At 50.5% G+C, this 18,520-nt stretch carries 20 protein-coding genes; 8 read left to right on the top strand and 12 right to left on the bottom strand.

Features of this window, described 5'->3' with window-relative positions; translation table 11 throughout:
• Nucleotides 1-53: 53 nt before the first annotated feature.
• Genes ispH through rlmB form a run of 3 tightly spaced genes read left to right on the top strand, consistent with a single transcriptional unit; the run spans nucleotide 54 to nucleotide 3,622 of the window.
• Nucleotides 54-1,745, top strand: coding sequence for a 4-hydroxy-3-methylbut-2-enyl diphosphate reductase (gene ispH / locus B2118_RS03815; protein WP_428053390.1), 1,692 nt, complete (start codon nucleotides 54-56; stop codon nucleotides 1,743-1,745).
• 18 nt (nucleotides 1,746-1,763) lie between these two features.
• The gene (locus B2118_RS03810; protein ID WP_428053389.1) at nucleotides 1,764-2,864 is read left to right on the top strand and encodes a 6-phosphofructokinase; all 1,101 of its coding nucleotides are present in this window, start codon (nucleotides 1,764-1,766) and stop codon (nucleotides 2,862-2,864) included.
• An 8-nt stretch (nucleotides 2,865-2,872) separates the two neighbouring features.
• Nucleotides 2,873-3,622 carry a 23S rRNA (guanosine(2251)-2'-O)-methyltransferase RlmB gene (gene rlmB, locus B2118_RS03805; RefSeq protein ID WP_428053388.1) on the top strand — a complete coding sequence of 250 codons (750 nt, stop codon included), beginning with the start codon at nucleotides 2,873-2,875 and terminating at the stop codon, nucleotides 3,620-3,622.
• A gap of 113 nt (nucleotides 3,623-3,735) precedes the next feature.
• Here the strand turns inward: rlmB and B2118_RS03800 are convergent, their stop codons facing one another.
• Nucleotides 3,736-4,950 carry a metallophosphoesterase family protein gene (locus B2118_RS03800; protein WP_428053387.1) on the bottom strand — a complete coding sequence of 405 codons (1,215 nt, stop codon included), beginning with the start codon at nucleotides 4,948-4,950 and terminating at the stop codon, nucleotides 3,736-3,738.
• A gap of 83 nt (nucleotides 4,951-5,033) precedes the next feature.
• Here B2118_RS03800 and B2118_RS03795 point away from each other — a divergent pair, with 83 nt between their 5' ends.
• The 4 genes from B2118_RS03795 to B2118_RS03780 are packed head-to-tail and all read left to right on the top strand — an operon-like array spanning nucleotide 5,034 to nucleotide 8,201.
• The gene (locus B2118_RS03795; RefSeq protein ID WP_428053386.1) at nucleotides 5,034-5,912 is read left to right on the top strand and encodes a hypothetical protein; all 879 of its coding nucleotides are present in this window, start codon (nucleotides 5,034-5,036) and stop codon (nucleotides 5,910-5,912) included.
• Nucleotides 5,913-5,921: 9 nt separating this feature from the next.
• The gene (locus B2118_RS03790) at nucleotides 5,922-6,674 is read left to right on the top strand and encodes a sensor histidine kinase (protein WP_428053385.1); all 753 of its coding nucleotides are present in this window, start codon (nucleotides 5,922-5,924) and stop codon (nucleotides 6,672-6,674) included.
• Nucleotides 6,671-7,192: a hypothetical protein gene (locus tag B2118_RS03785; RefSeq protein WP_428053384.1), complete on the top strand. Its 522-nt coding sequence runs from the start codon at nucleotides 6,671-6,673 to the stop codon at nucleotides 7,190-7,192. Before B2118_RS03790 ends, B2118_RS03785 begins: the two co-directional genes overlap by 4 nt.
• Nucleotides 7,182-8,201 carry an AI-2E family transporter gene (locus B2118_RS03780; RefSeq protein WP_428053383.1) on the top strand — a complete coding sequence of 340 codons (1,020 nt, stop codon included), beginning with the start codon at nucleotides 7,182-7,184 and terminating at the stop codon, nucleotides 8,199-8,201. Before B2118_RS03785 ends, B2118_RS03780 begins: the two co-directional genes overlap by 11 nt.
• Before the next feature lie 146 nt (nucleotides 8,202-8,347).
• On the opposite strand, the gene B2118_RS03775 is transcribed toward B2118_RS03780, so the two are convergent.
• The 10 genes from B2118_RS03775 to B2118_RS03730 all read right to left on the bottom strand — a co-directional run bounded on the left by B2118_RS03775 (nucleotide 8,348) and on the right by B2118_RS03730 (nucleotide 16,867).
• Entirely contained in the window at nucleotides 8,348-8,854 is a 507-nt protein-coding gene (locus tag B2118_RS03775) for a hypothetical protein (protein ID WP_428053382.1), read from the bottom strand.
• A 27-nt stretch (nucleotides 8,855-8,881) separates the two neighbouring features.
• Nucleotides 8,882-9,454, bottom strand: a complete 573-nt coding sequence (locus B2118_RS03770) for a hypothetical protein (RefSeq protein WP_428053381.1) — start codon at nucleotides 9,452-9,454, stop codon at nucleotides 8,882-8,884.
• The gene (locus tag B2118_RS03765) at nucleotides 9,454-10,152 is read right to left on the bottom strand and encodes an FKBP-type peptidyl-prolyl cis-trans isomerase (RefSeq protein ID WP_428053380.1); all 699 of its coding nucleotides are present in this window, start codon (nucleotides 10,150-10,152) and stop codon (nucleotides 9,454-9,456) included. Before B2118_RS03765 ends, B2118_RS03770 begins: the two co-directional genes overlap by 1 nt.
• A gap of 9 nt (nucleotides 10,153-10,161) precedes the next feature.
• Entirely contained in the window at nucleotides 10,162-11,100 is a 939-nt protein-coding gene (locus tag B2118_RS03760; RefSeq protein WP_428053379.1) for a hypothetical protein, read from the bottom strand.
• Nucleotides 11,101-11,107: 7 nt separating this feature from the next.
• Nucleotides 11,108-12,421: a hypothetical protein gene (locus B2118_RS03755; protein ID WP_428053378.1), complete on the bottom strand. Its 1,314-nt coding sequence runs from the start codon at nucleotides 12,419-12,421 to the stop codon at nucleotides 11,108-11,110.
• 5 nt (nucleotides 12,422-12,426) lie between these two features.
• Nucleotides 12,427-13,017, bottom strand: coding sequence for a penicillin-binding protein activator LpoB (gene lpoB / locus B2118_RS03750; protein ID WP_428053377.1), 591 nt, complete (start codon nucleotides 13,015-13,017; stop codon nucleotides 12,427-12,429).
• Between the two features lie 9 nt (nucleotides 13,018-13,026).
• Nucleotides 13,027-13,467: a hypothetical protein gene (locus B2118_RS03745; RefSeq protein WP_428053376.1), complete on the bottom strand. Its 441-nt coding sequence runs from the start codon at nucleotides 13,465-13,467 to the stop codon at nucleotides 13,027-13,029.
• Nucleotides 13,468-13,507: 40 nt separating this feature from the next.
• A complete protein-coding gene (locus B2118_RS03740; protein ID WP_428053375.1) occupies nucleotides 13,508-14,455 on the bottom strand; it encodes a DMT family transporter in 948 nt (315 codons plus the stop codon).
• An 85-nt stretch (nucleotides 14,456-14,540) separates the two neighbouring features.
• Nucleotides 14,541-15,722 carry a hypothetical protein gene (locus B2118_RS03735; RefSeq protein ID WP_428053374.1) on the bottom strand — a complete coding sequence of 394 codons (1,182 nt, stop codon included), beginning with the start codon at nucleotides 15,720-15,722 and terminating at the stop codon, nucleotides 14,541-14,543.
• 80 nt (nucleotides 15,723-15,802) lie between these two features.
• A complete protein-coding gene (locus tag B2118_RS03730; protein WP_428053373.1) occupies nucleotides 15,803-16,867 on the bottom strand; it encodes a DUF1646 family protein in 1,065 nt (354 codons plus the stop codon).
• 131 nt (nucleotides 16,868-16,998) lie between these two features.
• Between B2118_RS03730 and B2118_RS03725 the strand changes: the two genes are divergently transcribed.
• Nucleotides 16,999-17,625, top strand: a complete 627-nt coding sequence (locus B2118_RS03725; RefSeq protein WP_428053372.1) for a hypothetical protein — start codon at nucleotides 16,999-17,001, stop codon at nucleotides 17,623-17,625.
• 68 nt (nucleotides 17,626-17,693) lie between these two features.
• On the opposite strand, the gene B2118_RS03720 is transcribed toward B2118_RS03725, so the two are convergent.
• Nucleotides 17,694-18,263 carry a type IV pilin protein gene (locus B2118_RS03720; protein WP_428053371.1) on the bottom strand — a complete coding sequence of 190 codons (570 nt, stop codon included), beginning with the start codon at nucleotides 18,261-18,263 and terminating at the stop codon, nucleotides 17,694-17,696.
• Between the last annotated feature and the right edge of the window lie 257 nt (nucleotides 18,264-18,520).

Below are 18,520 nucleotides of genomic sequence, written 5' to 3'. Positions count from 1 at the left end.
AATCCGCCCCTGCCGGGCAAAAAACCGGGCGCGGAATTTCCTATAATATATATATGGAAAAAGAACAAGACGTAACCGTAGCCAAAAGCGCGGGCTTTTGCCCCGGGGTCAAACGCGCCATTGATAAGGTGCTGGAATTGGAAGCCGCCGGCAAGAAGCCTGTTTACACCATTGGGCCGCTTATCCACAACAAGCAGGTAACGGATATGCTGGCCGCCAAGCAAATCACGTCCATTGACCGCCCGCAGGAAGCGGACGACAAATCGGGCGTGCTGGTTATCCGCGCGCACGGCATTACGCCTTCGTTCCAAAAGGAAGTAGAGTCCTGCGGTATGGAAGTGGTGGACGCCACTTGCCCCTTGGTTAAGCACGCGCAAAACATTATTGCAAAATATGCCGGGCAGGGCTATCACACCGTGATTGTGGGCGACGGCGGACACGCCGAAGTCATCGGCCTATTAGGCTACACCCAAGGCAAGGGAACGGTAGTTTCCGGGCCTGAGGAAGCCGCCAAACTCCCCCATTTTGACAAAGTAAATGTCGTTTCGCAAACCACGCAAAAGGAAAGCGTTTTTTACGAAACCGCCGAAGAAATTAAAAAACACGCGGATGAGTGCCAAATTTCCAACACCATTTGCCAGCCGACCAAGGACCGCCAAAAGGAAACCATTGAGCAAGCCAAAAACGCCGATTTGGTGATTGTCGTAGGCGGACGCCACAGCGCCAACACCGCGCGCCTGGCCCTTTTGTGCAGAGGCTTGGCCCCCGCCGTGCAACACGTGGAAACCGAGGGCGAAATTGACCCACTGCCCGTGGTACGTGCCAAAAAGATTTTTATCACCGCCGGGGCCTCTACACCCAACTGGGTGATTGACCGCGTGGCCGCCCGCGTGCGCGAACTGCGCAAGCCGGACCCGAAATCCGTTTTATCCCATTTGCCGGAAATGATATGGCACTTTTTGGTGCGCAACTGTTTTTACACGGCGGGCGCGGCTACCGCGCTTACCTATGTATGTATGCGCCTAGAAAGCGTGCCTTTCAGCGGATTATTTTTAGCGTTTGCGGGGCTGTTTGTCTATGCACTCACCGCCTTTAACCGCGCCGCCGAAGCACAGCCTGGGCAAAACAAACGCTTTTTAACGGTCGCCAGCGTAATAGCCGCCTTGGGCGCCGCCGTCGTCGCCCTGCTGCTGGGCAACGGGGCCGCTGTGTTGGGGATTCTCTTCTTGGCGTTGGGCTTTGCTTATCCGTTTAGGCATTTACTCAAACTGCAACTTTTATCACTCCCCGGAACCAAAGACATTGTAACCGCCTTGGGCTGGGCGTATGCTTGCGCGTTCCTGCCTGCGTATGCCAACGGGCTTTTGCTGAGGAAGGCCTCGTATGTGGCTATTTTTTACACGGTACTCCTAGTCTTTATGCGCTCGGTAACGCTGGGATTTACCTCGGCAAATAAGGACCTTATCATCGGGCGCGAAAGTTTTTATAAAGCCTTTGGTATGAAGAAAACCAAATGGGCCGTTACACTTATTTTGCTGGCCCTAACGGCAGCCTTGGGCACGCTGCTGTCTATGACTTGGAAGCCCGCCTTGGTGGCAATGTTACTACTGGGGCATTTATACACCGTTTTTATTGTAATATATTATTATAGTAAGACCACCACCCGCAGCGTGAAAGACGAAACGCTGATTGACGGCCAGTTTTTTGTACTGTGGGCGTTAAGCGCAATAGCCGCTTATTTGTGATTTGGAGGGGATAAAAATATGACAATCAAAAAAATTGGCATTTTAACTGCGGGCGGAGACTGCCCCGGTTTGAACGCCGTCGTGCGCGCCGTCAGCAAAAACGCCTTGCGCCACGGCATTGAAGTTTTGGGCCTTAAAAACGGCTTTGACGGGCTTGTACGCAACGAATTTATCCGCATTACGGATGAAACCGTTTCCGGTATTTTAACCTTGGGGGGCACCATTTTGGGCACCAGCAACATTGCCAACCCCTTTAATTATACGCTCCCGCCTTTCGGCTCGCCGGAAACGCCGCGCAATCTGTCTTCCGTAGCGATGCACAATTTTAAAGAAAACCAGTTGGACGCCCTTATCACTATCGGCGGCGACGGCACCTTGCATATGTCCCAGCAGTTTGTGGATATGGGTATGCCGATTGTAGCCGTGCCGAAAACGATTGATAACGACTTGTCCGCCACCGATCAAACCTTCGGCTTTGACTCCGCCTTGGCAATTGCCACCGAAGCCATTGACCGCCTGCACACCACGGCGCAAAGCCACCACCGCGTGATGATTGTGGAAACGATGGGCCGCTATGCAGGCTGGATTGCCCTGCGCTCCGCCTTGGCCGGCGGGGGCGATATTGTGCTCATCCCGGAAATTCCGTACAACGAAGATGTTATCGTCAATTCCATTTTAGAACGCCGCAGCAAGGGCAAAAATTTCAGTATCGTGGTAGCCGCCGAAGGCGCCAAAAACGAACAGGGCGAGCAAACCATTGCCCGCACCCTGCCCGGCAGCACGGATCCTATTCGCTTGGGCGGCATTGCAGCCAAGTTAAGCAATATGATTGAAGACCGCACCAAAATTGAATCCCGCGCCTGTGTGCTCGGCCACACCCAAAGAGGGGGCACGCCTACGGCCTTTGACCGCTGGCTTTCCACTCTCTACGGTGCCAAGGCCCTGGAAATGGTGTTAGAAGGCAAATTCGGCTATATGGCCGCGTTTAGAGATTTCAAAATTACCGAAGTAAAAATTACGGACGCTATTTCCGATTTGAAACGCGTGGACCCGAACGGGGACGAAGTGCGAGCCGCGTTGGAAATCGGTATGAGTTTCGGCTCGTCCACCATTGGTTGAGGAAAAAAATGCAAGATAATTTAGATATGATCTACGGGATTCACCCGGTGATGGAAGCGCTGAAAAGCAAAAAGCGCAACGTAACGCAGTTGTATGTGTCGGACAGCAAGGCCGGGCACCGCGCGGTGGAGGAAATCATCCGCCTGGCCAAACGGTGCAACGCCAAAATTGACCGCATTGACAATAAAACGCTGGACCGCCTGACCCGCAACGCCAACCACCAAGGGGTAATGGCTAAAATCCAGCCCATTAAATTAATGAAACTTTCTACCGCTATGTACGAGGCCGACGGCAACAAAAAGGACCTTTGGCTGGCTGTGGACGAAATGACCGACCCTCAAAACCTGGGCGCCATTATCCGCAGCGCGGCCTGCTTGGGGTTCTCCACCATTATTCTGCCGCAACGCCGCACGGTGGGCATTACGCCTGCGGTGTATAAGGTGGCCTGCGGAGCGATTGAAAACATTAACATTGTGGAAGTAGCCAACCTGTCCGCCGCGCTTAATGACCTAAAAGAGGAAGGTTTTTGGGTCTATGGGGCTGATATGGCCGGCAAACCCATTAACACAATGGATTATGCTTCCCCGGCGGTATTGGTAATCGGTTCCGAAGGGTTCGGCATCCGCGAAAAGACGGCCGAAAACTGCGACGAAATTATTTCTATTCCGCAAAAGGGCGGCGTGGAAAGTTTAAACGCTTCCGCCGCGGCGGGTATCATTATGTACGATATGATGTCCAAGGTTCAGTTAAAAAAATAACTGTAACTCTCTTAGTAAAAGCCCCGCTTCCGCGGGGCTTTTTTATTATCTTAAAATTAAGCGGGGCAAGGAAATACAAATCCTTGCCCCGTTATTACTCTTTCAAAAATGTCTTATAAGTAAATCTCTAACGTGTCCAGCAATTTGCCGTTTTCGTTATAGGCCTTTAAGGTCAGTTTGCGGTCCACCACTTTTACGGAAGCAAAATGCCGCGCCGCCACAAAGCGCGCCGTAGAGGAATCCCCGTGTTCGCGCTTGGTGGGGGAAGGCGCCGCCGTACCCAAGGTTACATACGTTACCCCGCGCGCAGACGGTTCGCCGCGGTACATTGGGAACGTGCGTTCATAATCCGCATCGCCACCTTGGATAACTAAATCCACACGGTAATCTTCAAAAATTTTGCCCCAAGCGGCAAATACTTCGTTGCGGCTGCCGCGGGCGCCCGTGGAATACGCAGGAGCGTTCATTACTACGATTTTCCACTTTTCCCCCGCCGTAGCCAAGGTAGTTTTCAGCCAATCGGTCTGCGCCGATTTCTCGCCGATTTCCGGCGCCCACACAGCCCCCTCGGCCACATTGGTATCCAAAAATACAAAGCGCACATTGGCCGTATCAAACGAATAATATTTCGGCGTGGCCTTGCTCCAAGTCATATCGTGGAAACGCGTGTAATTGGAGCGCAGGAAAGCCTTGCTGTCGCGGCTATCGCGGTTGGGACCGTATTCATTGGGCCCAAGCGCCACAAAAAGCGGATTTTTGGCTAGTACCTCTTTAAACGGGGTGAAGAACTCCCGGTCCGCATCCGCATTTAAGCCGGACGCGGTAATATTACCCGTATGAATTAAAAAGTCGCTCTTTTCCTTTACCATTAACCCGGCCAACGCTTCGCGCGCGCGGGCGGCTTCGTCCACCGGGTCCGGGTTTTCCTCGGTCGGCTGCGGTTCAGCGGCGCCCGTTTGCCCCAACACTAAAAAGTTTACCACCTTTCTTTCGGCCGAAAATAACGTGCGGAAAGAGCCCTCTATGGGTTCCTGTACGCCATCGCCCGCCGTGTTGTTTACATACAGGCGATAGCAAAAATCCTGGTTAGGCACGAGGCCGTACAATACGGCTTTATGTGCGGTACCCTCGGGGGTAACCGTCATAATTTGGTTACAGCGCGGCGCAGGGCCGTACTCCAACCACGACGGGGTGGCCGTATCCGTCTGCCATTTTAAAATCATTGTAGTTTGGGTCGGGTCCTCAATGTACGGGCCGCGGACCACTTGGGCCGCCTGCACAAAAACGGCGGCAAAAAGAATCAAAAATAAGGGAAAAATTTTCTTCATATTTTTTATTCTACCAAATAAAGCGGCCCCGTATAGTGAAAAAACATACCGCAACTGCTTTAAATTTGGTTAAATGGGAGTATATGAAAAAACTCACTTTATTTATTACCTTGCTGTTGCTTTCTTCCGCCGCTTTGCAGGCCCGCACCGTGGATGTGTCGGCCGCGTATATCGGCGCATCGCATTTTGACCAAGCCCGCGTAAGCGCGGTGGCCGCGTGGAGTTTAAATGTACTGGCCGGGGTGGAAGCCAAATATGTAAAAGAGGACGGCTTTAAAGACCCGATTTATTCCGTCAGCCTGCCCGTAGGATTGGATTTTGACTATTTGAAATTAGACTTAAAACCCTTCTACTATTTTAAGAACAAAAGCAAAGACGAAAACTATCAGGATGCTTCCGCCTACGGCGTTTCGGCCCGCCTGATTATGACGTTAGAGGACGACACCGTAAACGACTTATACACACACGCTTATTTGGGCGCTTCGTTTGCCCGCCAAAAAGGCACCTTGGCCTATTCGGACGGCTCTTTGTCTAACGAAGATTACACGCAATTTGCCTATACCTTGGGCCTTACTAAAAATTTCTTCCGCCGCTTTGGCTTTGAAGCCGCCGGAACGGTGTTCCAATATCCAAACGGCATTGACGGCGTAAAAGCCTTCCGCGGCATTATGGACCAGCAGGAATTAGCCCCCACGCAAACCTATGATGTGGTGCACGACTTGGGCAAATACGCCTTGGGTACGCGTCTGACGTGGATGTGGCCGGACCAGCAGTCCTCGCTTTATTTAGGTTACCGCTATGGGGAATTTTACACGGCGGACCCGGAGCACTCTTTTATTGCTGGCAACACCTTTGCCATTACGCGGGACATACACGCCGACTTGGCCTATAACCACGTCCGCACCGTACATAACGAAAATAAACGCGATATCTTATACGTCCGCTTGGTGGCCTCGTTCTAGGGGAAAGATATGAACGAAGAAGAAAATGTATCCATTAACGCGCGTGCGCTGACGTTAATTTCCCATAAATTAAAAACACCGCTTTCCATTATTAACGGCTATTCGGAGGCTATTTTGTCCCAAGCCGGAAAGGAAAAATTTTCCCCCTTTACTTCCAAAGCGTTGGAGGAAATTAATAAGCAAGGCGGGAAAATGTCCCAACTGGTGGATAAATTGCTGGCGTTTAACAAAGTAATTACCGCCCAGCACGAGGGGATGGAAAAGCAATCCGTTTTATTAAAGCCGCTTATTAAGGAGTGCGCCGCCAAGGCCATTACGCTGGAAGAGGAACTGGCGTTACCCGTCAGCCCGCAAGAGGACGGCTCCGTCAAGCGCGGCACGTTTGTAGAAATTGACTGTCCGGAGCGGTTAAGCGTTACCGCCAACGAGGAAATGCTGCGCCTGTGCGTACAGGAACTTTTGGCAAATGCCATTAAATTTAACAACAAAATGGAAAAAATTATTAAGGTGCAATGCGCCAACCACGGCGACAGCATTTCCCTTTCCGTGCGCGATTACGGCGCCGGCATCCGCCCTCAGGACGTAAACCGCATTTTTGAACCGTTTTACCAAGTGGATGATTTCTTTACGGGGCAAATCAGCGGTTGGGGGCTGGGGCTGGCAATGGTCAAACGCATTTTGGACCTGCACAACGGGTCTATTAGCGTAGTGTCCGACAGGGGACTAGGCTCTATTTTTACCATTAATTTCCCGGTATTATGACTTGTGAAGAATTATTAACCAACATTTCGCACCAATGCGACCTCTTACGCGACGAAATCGCCACCGCGGCGCAGACCTTGCGCGAGTTTAACCGCCGCTTGGAACAAATTTTACAGCAGTTGCGCAAAAATATAGACGTACGCGATGGGGACTTTGCCGCCCAGTTTAACGCTTATTGCTTGGATTTCCACAAGCAATTAGACGACCGGGAACCCTTTTGGACGCAGGCCCGCGCCGCCGCACGCCAATGCAAGGACAGCGATTGGACCGCCGACTTGGCCTTACCCGCCAAGGGCTTAAACAGCCGCGCCAAAACGCTTTCCCGCGCGTGCGACGAACTGACAACCGCCTACGATTTATTCGCTAAAAACTACAAAAATTTCACAGCCGCCAAATTAAATGTTTGGCTGCTGACCGCTTGTCAAAGCGATGTAGAAGTTTTGACGGGTAAAATTTTATTTTTGGCGCGGGAAATAGCCAAAAAAACAGAAAAAAACCGGGGGCAAAATGCGTTCTGATAAACCGATTTATTACTATTTAAAAGCCAGCGCCATCTGCCTGACGATTATCGCCGCAGGCGTGGTAACAGCGTTTTTAGTCTATACCAAGGCGCTGTTAATTCCGCTGGTTATTTCGGTTTTTCTCTACACTATTTTGACCCAAATCACGCTTTTTTTAAAGCACAAATTTTCCTTTCCCTCGTGGCTTGCGCTGACGGTTTCCATTGTGTTGTGCGCGGCCTTTTTTGCAGGCGTTATTTTGTTTACCGTCAACTCCGTGGGCGGATTTTTAAAGGGGGCGGAAGTCTATCGCCAAAACCTGATTGACACCATTACGGACATTACGTCCCGCCTGCACCAGCACGGCATTACGCTGGACCAAAAATTTATTGAAACCTACCTGCGCGATTTGCCCGTGTTTAACTGGCTGAGAAATTTCGGCAGTAAGGTTTTTAGTTTGGTGTCCAACACCACGCTGATTATTTTGTTTATGACGTTTTTTCTACTTGGAAGCAAAAAAGCGCCGCCCATTACCAACCCGGCCATTAAAGAAATGCTGGCTAATGTGTCCGTGTATCTGTCGGTTAAGTTGGTGGCTTCTTTGGCTACGGGATTTATTGCGGCGGCCATTTTGTTTGGCTTTCAGGTAAAACTGGCCGCGCTGTTTGCGCTGTTTGTCTTTTTGCTTAACTTTATCCCCAGTGTGGGTTCCATTGTGGCTGTTTTACTGCCTACCCCGGTGCTGTTTTTGCAATACGGGCTGGGGCCGCAGTTCTTTCTGGTGGTGGGGTTATTATCGGCCACCGAGTTTGTTATCGGCAATTTGTTAGAACCGCGCTTTTTGGGCGAGGGGATGGACCTGCACCCGGCGGCTATTGTGGCTTCCCTTATCTTTTGGTCCTTGGTATGGGGCGTGCCCGGGGCATTTTTGTCCGTACCGATTACGGCCTCCATTAAAATTGTATTAAGTAAAATCAAGCATACGCGCCCCGTAGCCGAGTTTTTAGCGGGCAGGCTGCCCCATTAATCTAAATTGAAAAAACGCTTTAAATAGCCCCGGTTTTATGCCCAGCATAGGCCCGGGGCTATTTTATGGGCAAGATCTTTTCAATAAGAGCATAAAAAAACCGCCCCCAAGTTATAGAGGCGGCTTTTTACAAGATAAGAGGTTGCTTATTTAGCGGGCGCGGCCAAATCGCGGCGGACCTTATCAAACAAGTTGCTCTTGGTCGCACGCTGCAAGAAGGCTTCCCACTCTTCGGGCGTCAGTTCAAAATCGTCCATTACCTGATAGGAGATTTCCTTAGCCGTGTCCTTGGTCGCTTTTTTGGACTGGGCGTATTCGTTTTCCAGTTCCACATAGCGGCTGGCAACCGCGTAGTCAATATCCTCTTGGGAATATTCCTCGCCCGCGTTATCCTTTACCAAAGAATTGGTATCGGTAATACCTTCCACCTTTTGCTCTTTGTTAGCGGACTTATCAAGCGGCTGGTCGCCGGACGGAGTGAACATTTCGCTATGGTCGGCAGTAGCGACCGGCAAGTCAATGCGCGGCTCGGTATCGGGCGAATTGGTTACGCGTCCCATCATCAGGTTGGAACACGCGCTGGGGTTTACAATAAAGTAAATACTTAAAATAATAAAAACCAAAATGGCTGCTTTGAGAAAAATTTTAATCACAAAGACCTCCTATTCTTTTATAGAATACTAAATTTTCCCCTGTTTTTTCACGTTTTTTTGTAAATCAGCCCCTTGCAACTGCTTTACGCTTTCAATAAATTGCGGGTTAGTAAAGATTTGCTGTACCGTTTTGGCAAATTCGGGGTTCTTCATACTCTCCGCCACCACCTGCCCCACTTGCGGATTTTCCTGCAAAATTTGGGCAAGCCCGTCCCCGCTGAGCACTCCCAAATTATCCACTTTTCCCTGCGTGGCTTGGGATAAAGCGCGGTTAAATTGTTGCAAATTCGGGTCGTCCTTGTAATCGTCTAAAATAGACACAATGGTATCCTGCGCCTGTTGGACTTTTTGCTCCTCGGTTAAAGGGGCATCCGCCAAATACACATCTTCCGGCGCGGGCTCAAAGGCCACCGGGTAACTGACGGGCTCGGCTTGTGGAGCCGCCAACGACACAGGCACATTTTGAAAGGAAAACGACGACACCGCCGCCGCTTCCCGCTCGGCTACCTTGCGTTCGTACACTTGGTAAACGCGGGCCGCGCCCATATACAGGAGCGCGGCCGCCATTATCGCTATTAAAGCGTAACTGGTTTTGGACATTATTCCATATCCAACAGTTCAATATCAAACACCAACGCCGAGTTGGCCGGGATTTGGCCCACCGGGCGGTTACCGTAAGCGGTATCTGCGGGGCAGACAACCTTGGCGCGCGCACCGGGCTTCATTTGTTGGACGGCCTTCGTCCAGCACGGGATTACGTCGGTAAGGCGCGTTTGGAAGGCTTCGCCGCGGTCGCGGGAACTGTCAAATTTCGTACCGTCAATCAAGGTTCCCGTATAGTGAACCTTTACGGTGCTGTCGGCCTTAGGCGTTTTACCCTTGCCCGCGCGGGTGAGTTTCATCATCGCGCCGTTATCCAAGGTTTTTACACCCTTTTCCTTTTGGAAATTTTCCATATATTCCTGCTGGGCCACTTGGCGCTTGGCAGAAATAGTTTTGGCGTCATCTTGGTATTTTTGGATAATTTGCGGTTTGTACTTGTCCAAGTCCGTTTGCGCTTGTTTGTTAAGCAAACTGTCGCGCATCCCTTGGGAAAGTGCTTTATAATCGTCCTCGTTGTCCAAAATCAACTGGCGTTTTAAATTATCCCCCAACAAAAACCCGAGCGAGTAGAGCATTTTGTTGCGTTCGGCCGGGTCCTCTACCTTGGCGGTATCAGCCGGTTTATCGGCAGCCGCCTGCTGCGCCAAAGCCAACAGCGGCGCACATAATAAAACGAATACTAACAGTTTTTTCATTGTTATCTCCTATTTAGTTTTTAAGTAGGCTTCCAACCGGGCGGTAATCTGTTTGGCCGCCTGTTCCCCTACGCTTTGCATACTTTTGCGCTGGGAATCCGCCGCACGGGAAGTGCCCGCCCGTTCGTGTACGTTAAAGCGGGAAAACGTCGCCCCCCGCGCCACATCCACCAAACTGACCGAAGCCCCGCTGGAACACCACACAAGCCCTTGGACTTTTTGGGAGTCGTAACCGTCCACATCCGTGATAATTTTAACGAGTACCGCTTCGCTCCCGTTGGCGGTATCGGCTACGCCCAACCCCATTTGGTTCAGCGCGTCTATCACATAGGTTACCATTACTTCACTTTCCACTCCTTCCACTTCTACTGCCACCAACACGGCGGCCATTTTTTCTTTAAGTATGTCTTTATAAGCGGAAAATCTTTCGGCCTCGTAGGCTTGTTGTCCGGCATCCAAAAACTGATACATATCGTCCAGCGCGGCGCGGCGGGAAACAAGCGGCTGCATTTTAAAAGCCACCTTTAAATCGGCAAGCGGTTGGGCGGGCGAAGCAAACTGCGCGGATAAACCCGCCAGTTTGGCATCGGTTTGGTCCAACAGCGGCGTGAGCACCTTGCGCGCCCGTTCACGCGGCAAGACTGCAAGCGCGTAGTAATGCTTGGCGGATACGTCCGCATCGCGCCAGACCTTTTCCACCTCGGCATTGGCCAGCAAATCCGGCACTACGCCTTGGTCCGCGGCCGCCGGAGCGTTTTGCACCATTTCGCGCTGCATATTGGTAAGCGCGTTTTGCGAGGCCTCGTTTTTGCTCATCCCTTCCCCGGCCACTACATAGTATTTGGCCGAATCATACTTGGACATTTGATAATTGACCGTATTTTTATTCATACCCGCGCACGCGCTTAATAAGAACGCCGCGGCACACATCATAAGCAGTTTCTTCATAATTCCTCTAATAAGCCGTGCGGCAGTGCAAAAACACACGCCCTCCGCGCGGCACGTTTACATTTTCAAAGGTATGTTCTCCTATTATATTACCATTTCCGTCCCGAAACAACACCCGGATATTTTGATTACCCGGAGCCACAAAAATCCGCGTCATACGCACCTCGGCAGGCAGAGTAAACCATTGGCGGGTGTCGGCCTTTTCTAGGGCGGCTCCCAAGGCGCTTACAAACATCCCGGCCAAGTCGCCCGTTGTGTCGCTGTCCGAAGCCGAAGCGGCCAATTGGCGCGCCTGCACGGCGGCAACTTCCTTTACCACCGCGCGCGTAGCCGTGCGGAACAAAATACCGGGCATTTTTTCCTCTAAATCCAGTTTGGCAAGCGCGGCAAAATCAGCCGCCTTTTGCGTGGTATATACCTGTCCGCCCGCCAATACCCACGAGGAAGCCACGCGGTAGGGCTGGTTTTCCAGCACCGGGAACGAAAGCGTAACCGCCGAACCGTACAACCCGGCCATTAGGGCGTTTTGCACTTCGGGCGATACTTGGTCCGCGGACTCCGTGGGAGAGGAAGCCAATACCAAGGCCTTGTCCCAAGCCACCTGTAAGGTTTGCGTTTTTTTAAGAGGCAAAAGACCGTTGTAGTGCAGAAAAATCACTTCGCCATAATTATTTGCATTGGCGGGGACGGAAAATTCCGGCATAGAAACTTTTAATTTATCCCCCAGCCGCGCATAGGCGTTTTGGGCATTTTGGCGGCAGATACGCGCATCGGACCGCTGGCCCACGGACTCAAAAACCAAACTTGCAAAGTATTGCACAAAGGGGTCGTCGTTGTAGCCCGTGCGTTTGGCACCACGGAGTTCATCCAAAAAGAAGACGGCCCGGCGCATTTCCACGGCGGCGGAAGAAAGGTCCCCCCGCTCCAAAAAGTTCATTGCGCGGTAATAATAGGTTAGGGCGCGCTCGTAATTGGCGGCGTAATAGGGGGCGGTTAAATCGTTAATTACAAAACGCCCGACGGAACCCGTAACGCTTTTGGCGTATAAGGCATCTATAAAATCTTGGGCGGAGGAAAAGAGTTGGTCGCTTTCGGCAGGGTTTCCGGCGTCGTGCAAGAGGGAAGCGCGGTCCAAATAAAAAAGGGTGGCGTCCTTCTTTTTGTAATATTTATTTTGTTTGGAAAGGATTTGTTCCCCGGCTTGTTTAAACTGGCCCGCGGAAACCAGTTTGTTGACTTCGGTTTTAAAACGCAAGGAAGGCGCCGCACAAGCGGAGCAAAACAACACCAGCCCCAAACATAATGCGCGCGCCTTCTTCATAAAAACTACCAAGTTACTTTACTGCGTTTGACGTATTTTTTAATCTGTTTTTGGCCGTTCCAGACAATTTGGTTTGTTTCAATGTTAATCAGTTTCATATTTACCTGATAGAACACCAACGCCTTGCTGCCGGATTTGTCCACCACGGAGTTCAAAACCCCGCTTAACATAAAGTCGGCCCCGACTTCCTTGCCAAACGCCTTGCGCGTTTCTTCGGAAGCAAACTCGTCCTGCTCCAAGCGTTCAGTGCGGATTTCGCCCCGCTCCGCCGCAGAGGCCACAAAGTCCACCTTGGCCGAATTGATAAGTGCGCGCTGGATTTCTTCCACAAACACGCCCGTGTTGATGTGTTCCATCGTGTTATTGGTTACCGTACCCACAATTACCACGGGTTCTTTGCCTTTGCGGGTCAAATAGCGGTTATACCAGCCGCCCTGCAAACAATCGGTAATCATTTCCTGCGCGACCATTTGCGCGTCGGTATCGTTCCAGCCGCCGCTAACGTCCTTTACCAAGTTGGTCTCCACGCGTTTCACGCTGGGAGAGCAGGCAAATACCAGCGGCAAAGCCAAAAATACAAATAAGAGTTTCTTCATATATTCTCCTTAATTGTTAGAACCAGCCAAATCTACCCGGGCGCAAATATGCTGCCCCACCAAAGAGCCCTCTTCGTGCGAACAATCAATAGAGCCTTCGTCTATATTAATATCAAACCATTTGGGGTAACTTTTATGCGCCACGCGCACCAAATTTCCCTCCGCGAGCGAAAAGGTATAATCCTTGCACACCATTTCTATTTTGCCTTCCGCGCGCTCTACCGGGCAGGGCAACGCTTCGCCTAATAGTTCAAAATCGGGCGTGTAGGCTTTATAGCGCGCCTTATAGGAAGCCTCGGCAAACGCCAAGGATTTGCCAATGTCTAAGGCCTTTTGCGCCGCCACAAGGGTGCGGTGCTTTTCGTACTGCGGCCAGCCAAGCGCCGCGCCGAAACCTATCAGCATTACCAGCACTAAAACGATTGTATGAATAGAACCGTTACGTCCCATAGTTTCTCCTTTTATTTTTTTATATTGTAGCAAAAACCTGCTAGTGATACGGCACAATATTGGGGTGAATCCCCTTTACTTTGGTAATATACAAAAATTTCCCCGTGCGGTATCCCTTTTCAAGCGCGGGCGAAAGAATAACCAACGTTACCGCAAAGATAATCATCACCACGCCCAAGGCCGTCGTATGCGTAAACGGCTCGCCAAACACCAGCACGCCTACCGTCATAGCGGTTACCGGCTCCATAGCGCCCAGGACGGAAGCAAAGGTGGAACCAATCGCCTTAATGGCGGCCACCAAGGTAATGTTGGAAACCACCGTCGGGATAATGGCAAGCAGTAATAAATTCATCCAATCCTTTGGCGTGGCTACACCCTGCAATTTGCCAAGCAGTCCCGTGCCTAACAGCAGGAAAAAGGCCGTAAAAATAAAAACGTAAAAGGTTAATTTGGTGGAACTCATATCCTTTACGCACGATTTATTAACGGAAATAATGTAAATTCCGTAAGAAAAGCCAGACAGCACCGCAAGCAAAATCCCCGTCCAACTCACACCGCCGCCCTTGCCGTTCCAAGAGAGCAGGGAAACCCCGCAAACGGCCAGCAAAATAGCCAACATTGTCCAAACGGAATTGCGCTCCTTAAAAACCGTAATCATAATAAGGGCCACAAACACGGGGTACAAAAACATCATCGTAGTGGCAATGCCGCTTGCCAAATAGTGGTAGGACCAAAACAAAAACACCGCCGAACCGATATACAAAAGGCTGAGCCCGGCCAAAATAAAAAACTCCTTCCGGCTAACCTTAAAGGAGCGGCCCGTAGCCGCCATAAACGCCCCCATCAGCACGGTGGCAATTAAAAAGCGGTAAACCAAAATAGACGGGACATTCATCCCGCCCGACAAAAGCGGCAGCGTAAACAACGGGATAAGCCCGAAGGTGGCCGAAGTAACCACACCGCAAATAAATCCTTTCCAGTTGAACATATATATATTGTATCTTTTACAGGCGCAGATATAAAAGAGCACCCGGAGAGTTTATCCGCCCCGGGTGCTTTTATAAAAAATTATTTTACCTATTCCAATGATGTAAATCCCGATAGTAAAAATAAGTGTTTAAACGGTTCATTACGTCCAAGGGCCAATCTTTTTGGAGTTCAAAATTCTCCGGCAAGGAAAACATCCCGTCAAACCCTTTGTTAAAGAGTCCAATGCTGAGTTTTTCGTCAGGCTGAAAGGCCGTCGCCGCAAAAATGGCCCCTTTAAACCCTTGCTGGCGCAAGGTAGCGGTTAAGTAGTACCCGCCACCGCCAGGAACCATTAAGTCCGTAAGGATAACATCGTATTGTGCACGGCCATATTTTATGTCGCTTAGCAATTTCTCCGTATCGGCATAAGTGGTAATTTTCCACTTGGGGCAGAAAACCGTGGCGTGTTTTTCTTTAATAGCCGCCAAAGCGCTGGCGCGGTCGTTCAGCACCGCCATTTTAATACCGGCGGGCAGTTTGCCCGCGGCTTGGCGCAAACGCAAGGAATAGGGCAAATAATTCTTTAAGGCCGCCAAGCGCCCCTCTTTCGGCGCTTCCATAATAAATTCGTCTTGGTTAAATTTGCGGTCCGTTCTTTTTTCCCGCAAGCCGGAATCCAGCAAATTCACAAAGTTGGGCTCCACCGTTTCCATAGCGTAGCGTACATACGCATTGGCCTGAGCCAAGGGACGGTCTTGGGGAGCCACCAAAATATTAAGCGCGCGCAGTTGGCGGTGCATTTCCAAAATCTTATTTACCAGTTCCGCCTTTTCCAAGGTGGGCAACGTGCGCCGTTCGGACGGTCTGGATTGGTAATATAACACCGGGTTGATATCGCTCTTAAACCGTTTAAAATTTTCCAGGGTGGTTTGATATTGTTTGATAGCCGCCATACGCTGTTCGTACGACGGGTCAATTAACAAGAGGGGCAAGCGGAACGGGTCCGTCGGCGGAACGGTTTGCGCCATTAACCGCTCGGTAATTAAACTACCTGACGGAATAGTCGGCACAGCAGTAAAATATACCTTCCCCTGCACCTTGCGCACATTGGTTAAAGCAAGTGTGGAAATCGGAATTTGCGTAAGCACATTGGCTTGGCTGATAGTACGGGCTTGCTGTTTCATCACCCGGGCCAGCCCTTTTGCTTTGGGGGCTTTCGGCAATTTTTGCGCGAAAGACGGCACCGCCGTCAGACAGGCTAAAACAAGAATTAAGTATTTTTTCATATTTTTCCCTTTTATATAGGGTACTAATTAGGTAAGCAGACCACAAGGGCCAAAAGACCCGGTTTAATTTAGGCCCGGGCCTATAAAACAATCCACAAAACAATAAAGTAACCGCCCATTAGCACAAACCCTGTCGGCACGGCAATAGAGGCCCACTCGCGGCTTTTAATGCCCAATTTTTCAGCCGCCACAATATTGGGCAGGTTCCCCTGCACCAGCATACTGCCAAACGCCGCCAGCCCAATAACCATATAAATAAGGTCGTTCATTGAAATAGTGGGGACGATTTCAATTGCGGCCAAGGTGGCGTTATCAATAATCACGGATACCGCATTGGCTAAGAATAGGACCTTCCCGCCCAAGTGCGTAATGGTGCTTTGGGCCAAGGGACGCAAGCCCGCACTAATCAAATTAAGTGCGGCCACGAACATATAAATATGCCACGTCCGGCGCAGCATAGAACCGTAGGTTTCTTTATCCTCGCGGATGTGCATTTGCATCGTAGTACCCGCGTGGCGGGCCGAATACCCCGCTGCGGCGGACAAAAGCAAAATGGCAGGTGCAATCCACACAAAAAAATGGCGCATTAAAAAGAAGAAATCCGCAAAGTGTGGCGCGCCAGTAAGGGCGTTATTAATAATTAATCCCAACGGTTCGGCCAGCGGCGTAAGCACCGCGCCCAAACCAATGGCATAGCAGGCAAAAACGGTAATCCGCACGGTGGAGGAACGCTCCAAATTAACAACCTTTAACACCTCGGCCAGCACTAGGGCCGCCACCGTTACGCTCACCAAAGAGGACGTAATCCCCAATAAAAATACCAACAGGGCAAAACTGTATTGCGGCTCCAATTTGCGGAAGAACGCAAAAAGCACGCGGAAGATATAGCGGGAATAATTGTTAAAAATCACGCTGACGACCAGCACGATAAACGCCACATTAACGGGATATTGCAGGGTTTCGTAAATAAAATCCACACTCCACCCGCCGCTAATGGTTACCGCCGCCGCGCCTACCATTAAAAGAAAGATTTCCAAATGGCTTTCCACCCAGCGCGACGTAAGCGGCCATACCAGCAAATTGGCCACCACAATACCTAAAAGCGCATTTATCCACCACGGGGTAGAAGCAACAATCGTTTCCATATATATCATTTTATCAAAATTGAGCCCTTTACCAAGGGGAAAAATTAATTAAAAATAGGGCGTTGAGCGGGAAAAACGAATTTTTGTAAAATAAGAAAGTAAGATATTTTAACACTAAAAGGAGAAGCACAATGAAGAAAATCCTCTTGTTCGCCCTCGCGCTGACCTTGTCCGCCGCGTGGCCGACTGCCGCCTCCGCCGCTACCGATAACTGTGGCTGCGCCGCTGCGGACGTAACCTGCATTAACGAATGCACGATGTCCAAGGTAACCACGTTGAGAAAGAACTTGGAAACGCAAAAAGCCAACGCCAAGGCCAAATTAGAAGCGGCCAAAGCCTCCAACAACTCCGCTGACAGCAAAGCCAAAGCCGCCGAAGCCAAGGCCCAAGCCAAAGCGAAAGCCAAACAGGCCAAGGCCGATGCCAAAGCCAATGCTAAAAAAGCCGAAAAAGATTTAAAGGCCAAAGCCAACACCGCCAAGTCTGACGCTAAGACCCAAGCGGCCAAGGCTAAATCCGACGCCAAGGCCAAGGCCGAAACCGTCAAAGCCAACGCTAAAAAAGCCGAAACTGACGCCAAAGCGAAAGCCAAGGCCCAAAAAGACGCTTTGAAACAAGCCAAAGCCGACGCCAAGGCCAAATCCAAAGCGCAAAAAGAAGCCAACGAAGCCAAGAAAGCCGAAGCCAAAAAGGCCGCCAAAGACGCTAAAAAAGCGCTCAAAGACGAAGCCAACTCTTGGAAACAACTGGCCAAATAAGCCTTTTTAGTTCACAAAAAACCGCGCTCTTTATGGGCGCGGTTTTTTATAGCCTGTTTTTACACTTTTTACAGCGTGTAGCGGGTAAAGCCACTAAATAAAGGGCTGTTGGTGGGGTTGGTTCCCCCCATACTTTTGCATACGGAGTTAGCGGTTTGATCCGAGGTTCGCGCGTGGCAAAAGGTTTTGTGGGCATCGTTTGCCTGCGGGCCGACAGACATTATGCGTTCGTAGCGCAAGGTTCCTTTGCTCCAATGGGAGGCATTGGAGCCGTGCACATTGCTGGAAGAACTGCCGTGCTTGTAATTAACTGAAAATTTACCGCAATTTACCCAAGTATGGTCGCCTGCACCACCGTCAAAGGTGCACCCCTTGGGGTAGGAAATATCCAAATCGTCCAAGTCGTCGGCAAAAGTTCCGTTTGCCATATAATATACCTCTTGCGCGCGGACAATGGCGTCCACCATTGTAATCTGCTGAACCAAGCGGCTCTTTTCCACCGCCACATTATATTGTGGGAGTGCCACCGCCGCCAAAATGCCAATGATGAGGACAACGACTAATAGTTCAATCAAAGTAAAACCACCGCTTACTGCACAAAAATGATTAGCCGTGCGGCCGCCCCAAACAGACGTCATTCCGTAGGGTTTGGCGGCCCGCAGGATTACGGAATCTGTCGTTGTAGTTGCTGTCGTTTTTGTTATCATTCCCGAGTGCCTGCCGGCACGGAGCGTTCGGGAATCTGTCGTTTCCTTTTTTGATAACAACGGATCCCCGACAGAAACCTTCGGGGATGACGGCAAAAAACGCCAAAATTTGTTAAATTCTTTCATTTTTTCTCCTTGTTAAGGCCTTTATATTTGAGCAAAACGGCCTTTTATACGCGTTTTTATAC

The organism is Candidatus Avelusimicrobium stercoris (assembly GCF_002437085.1).
GTDB lineage: Bacteria > Elusimicrobiota > Elusimicrobia > Elusimicrobiales > Elusimicrobiaceae > Avelusimicrobium > Avelusimicrobium stercoris.
This window is presented reverse-complemented; position numbering and strand designations above follow the sequence as displayed.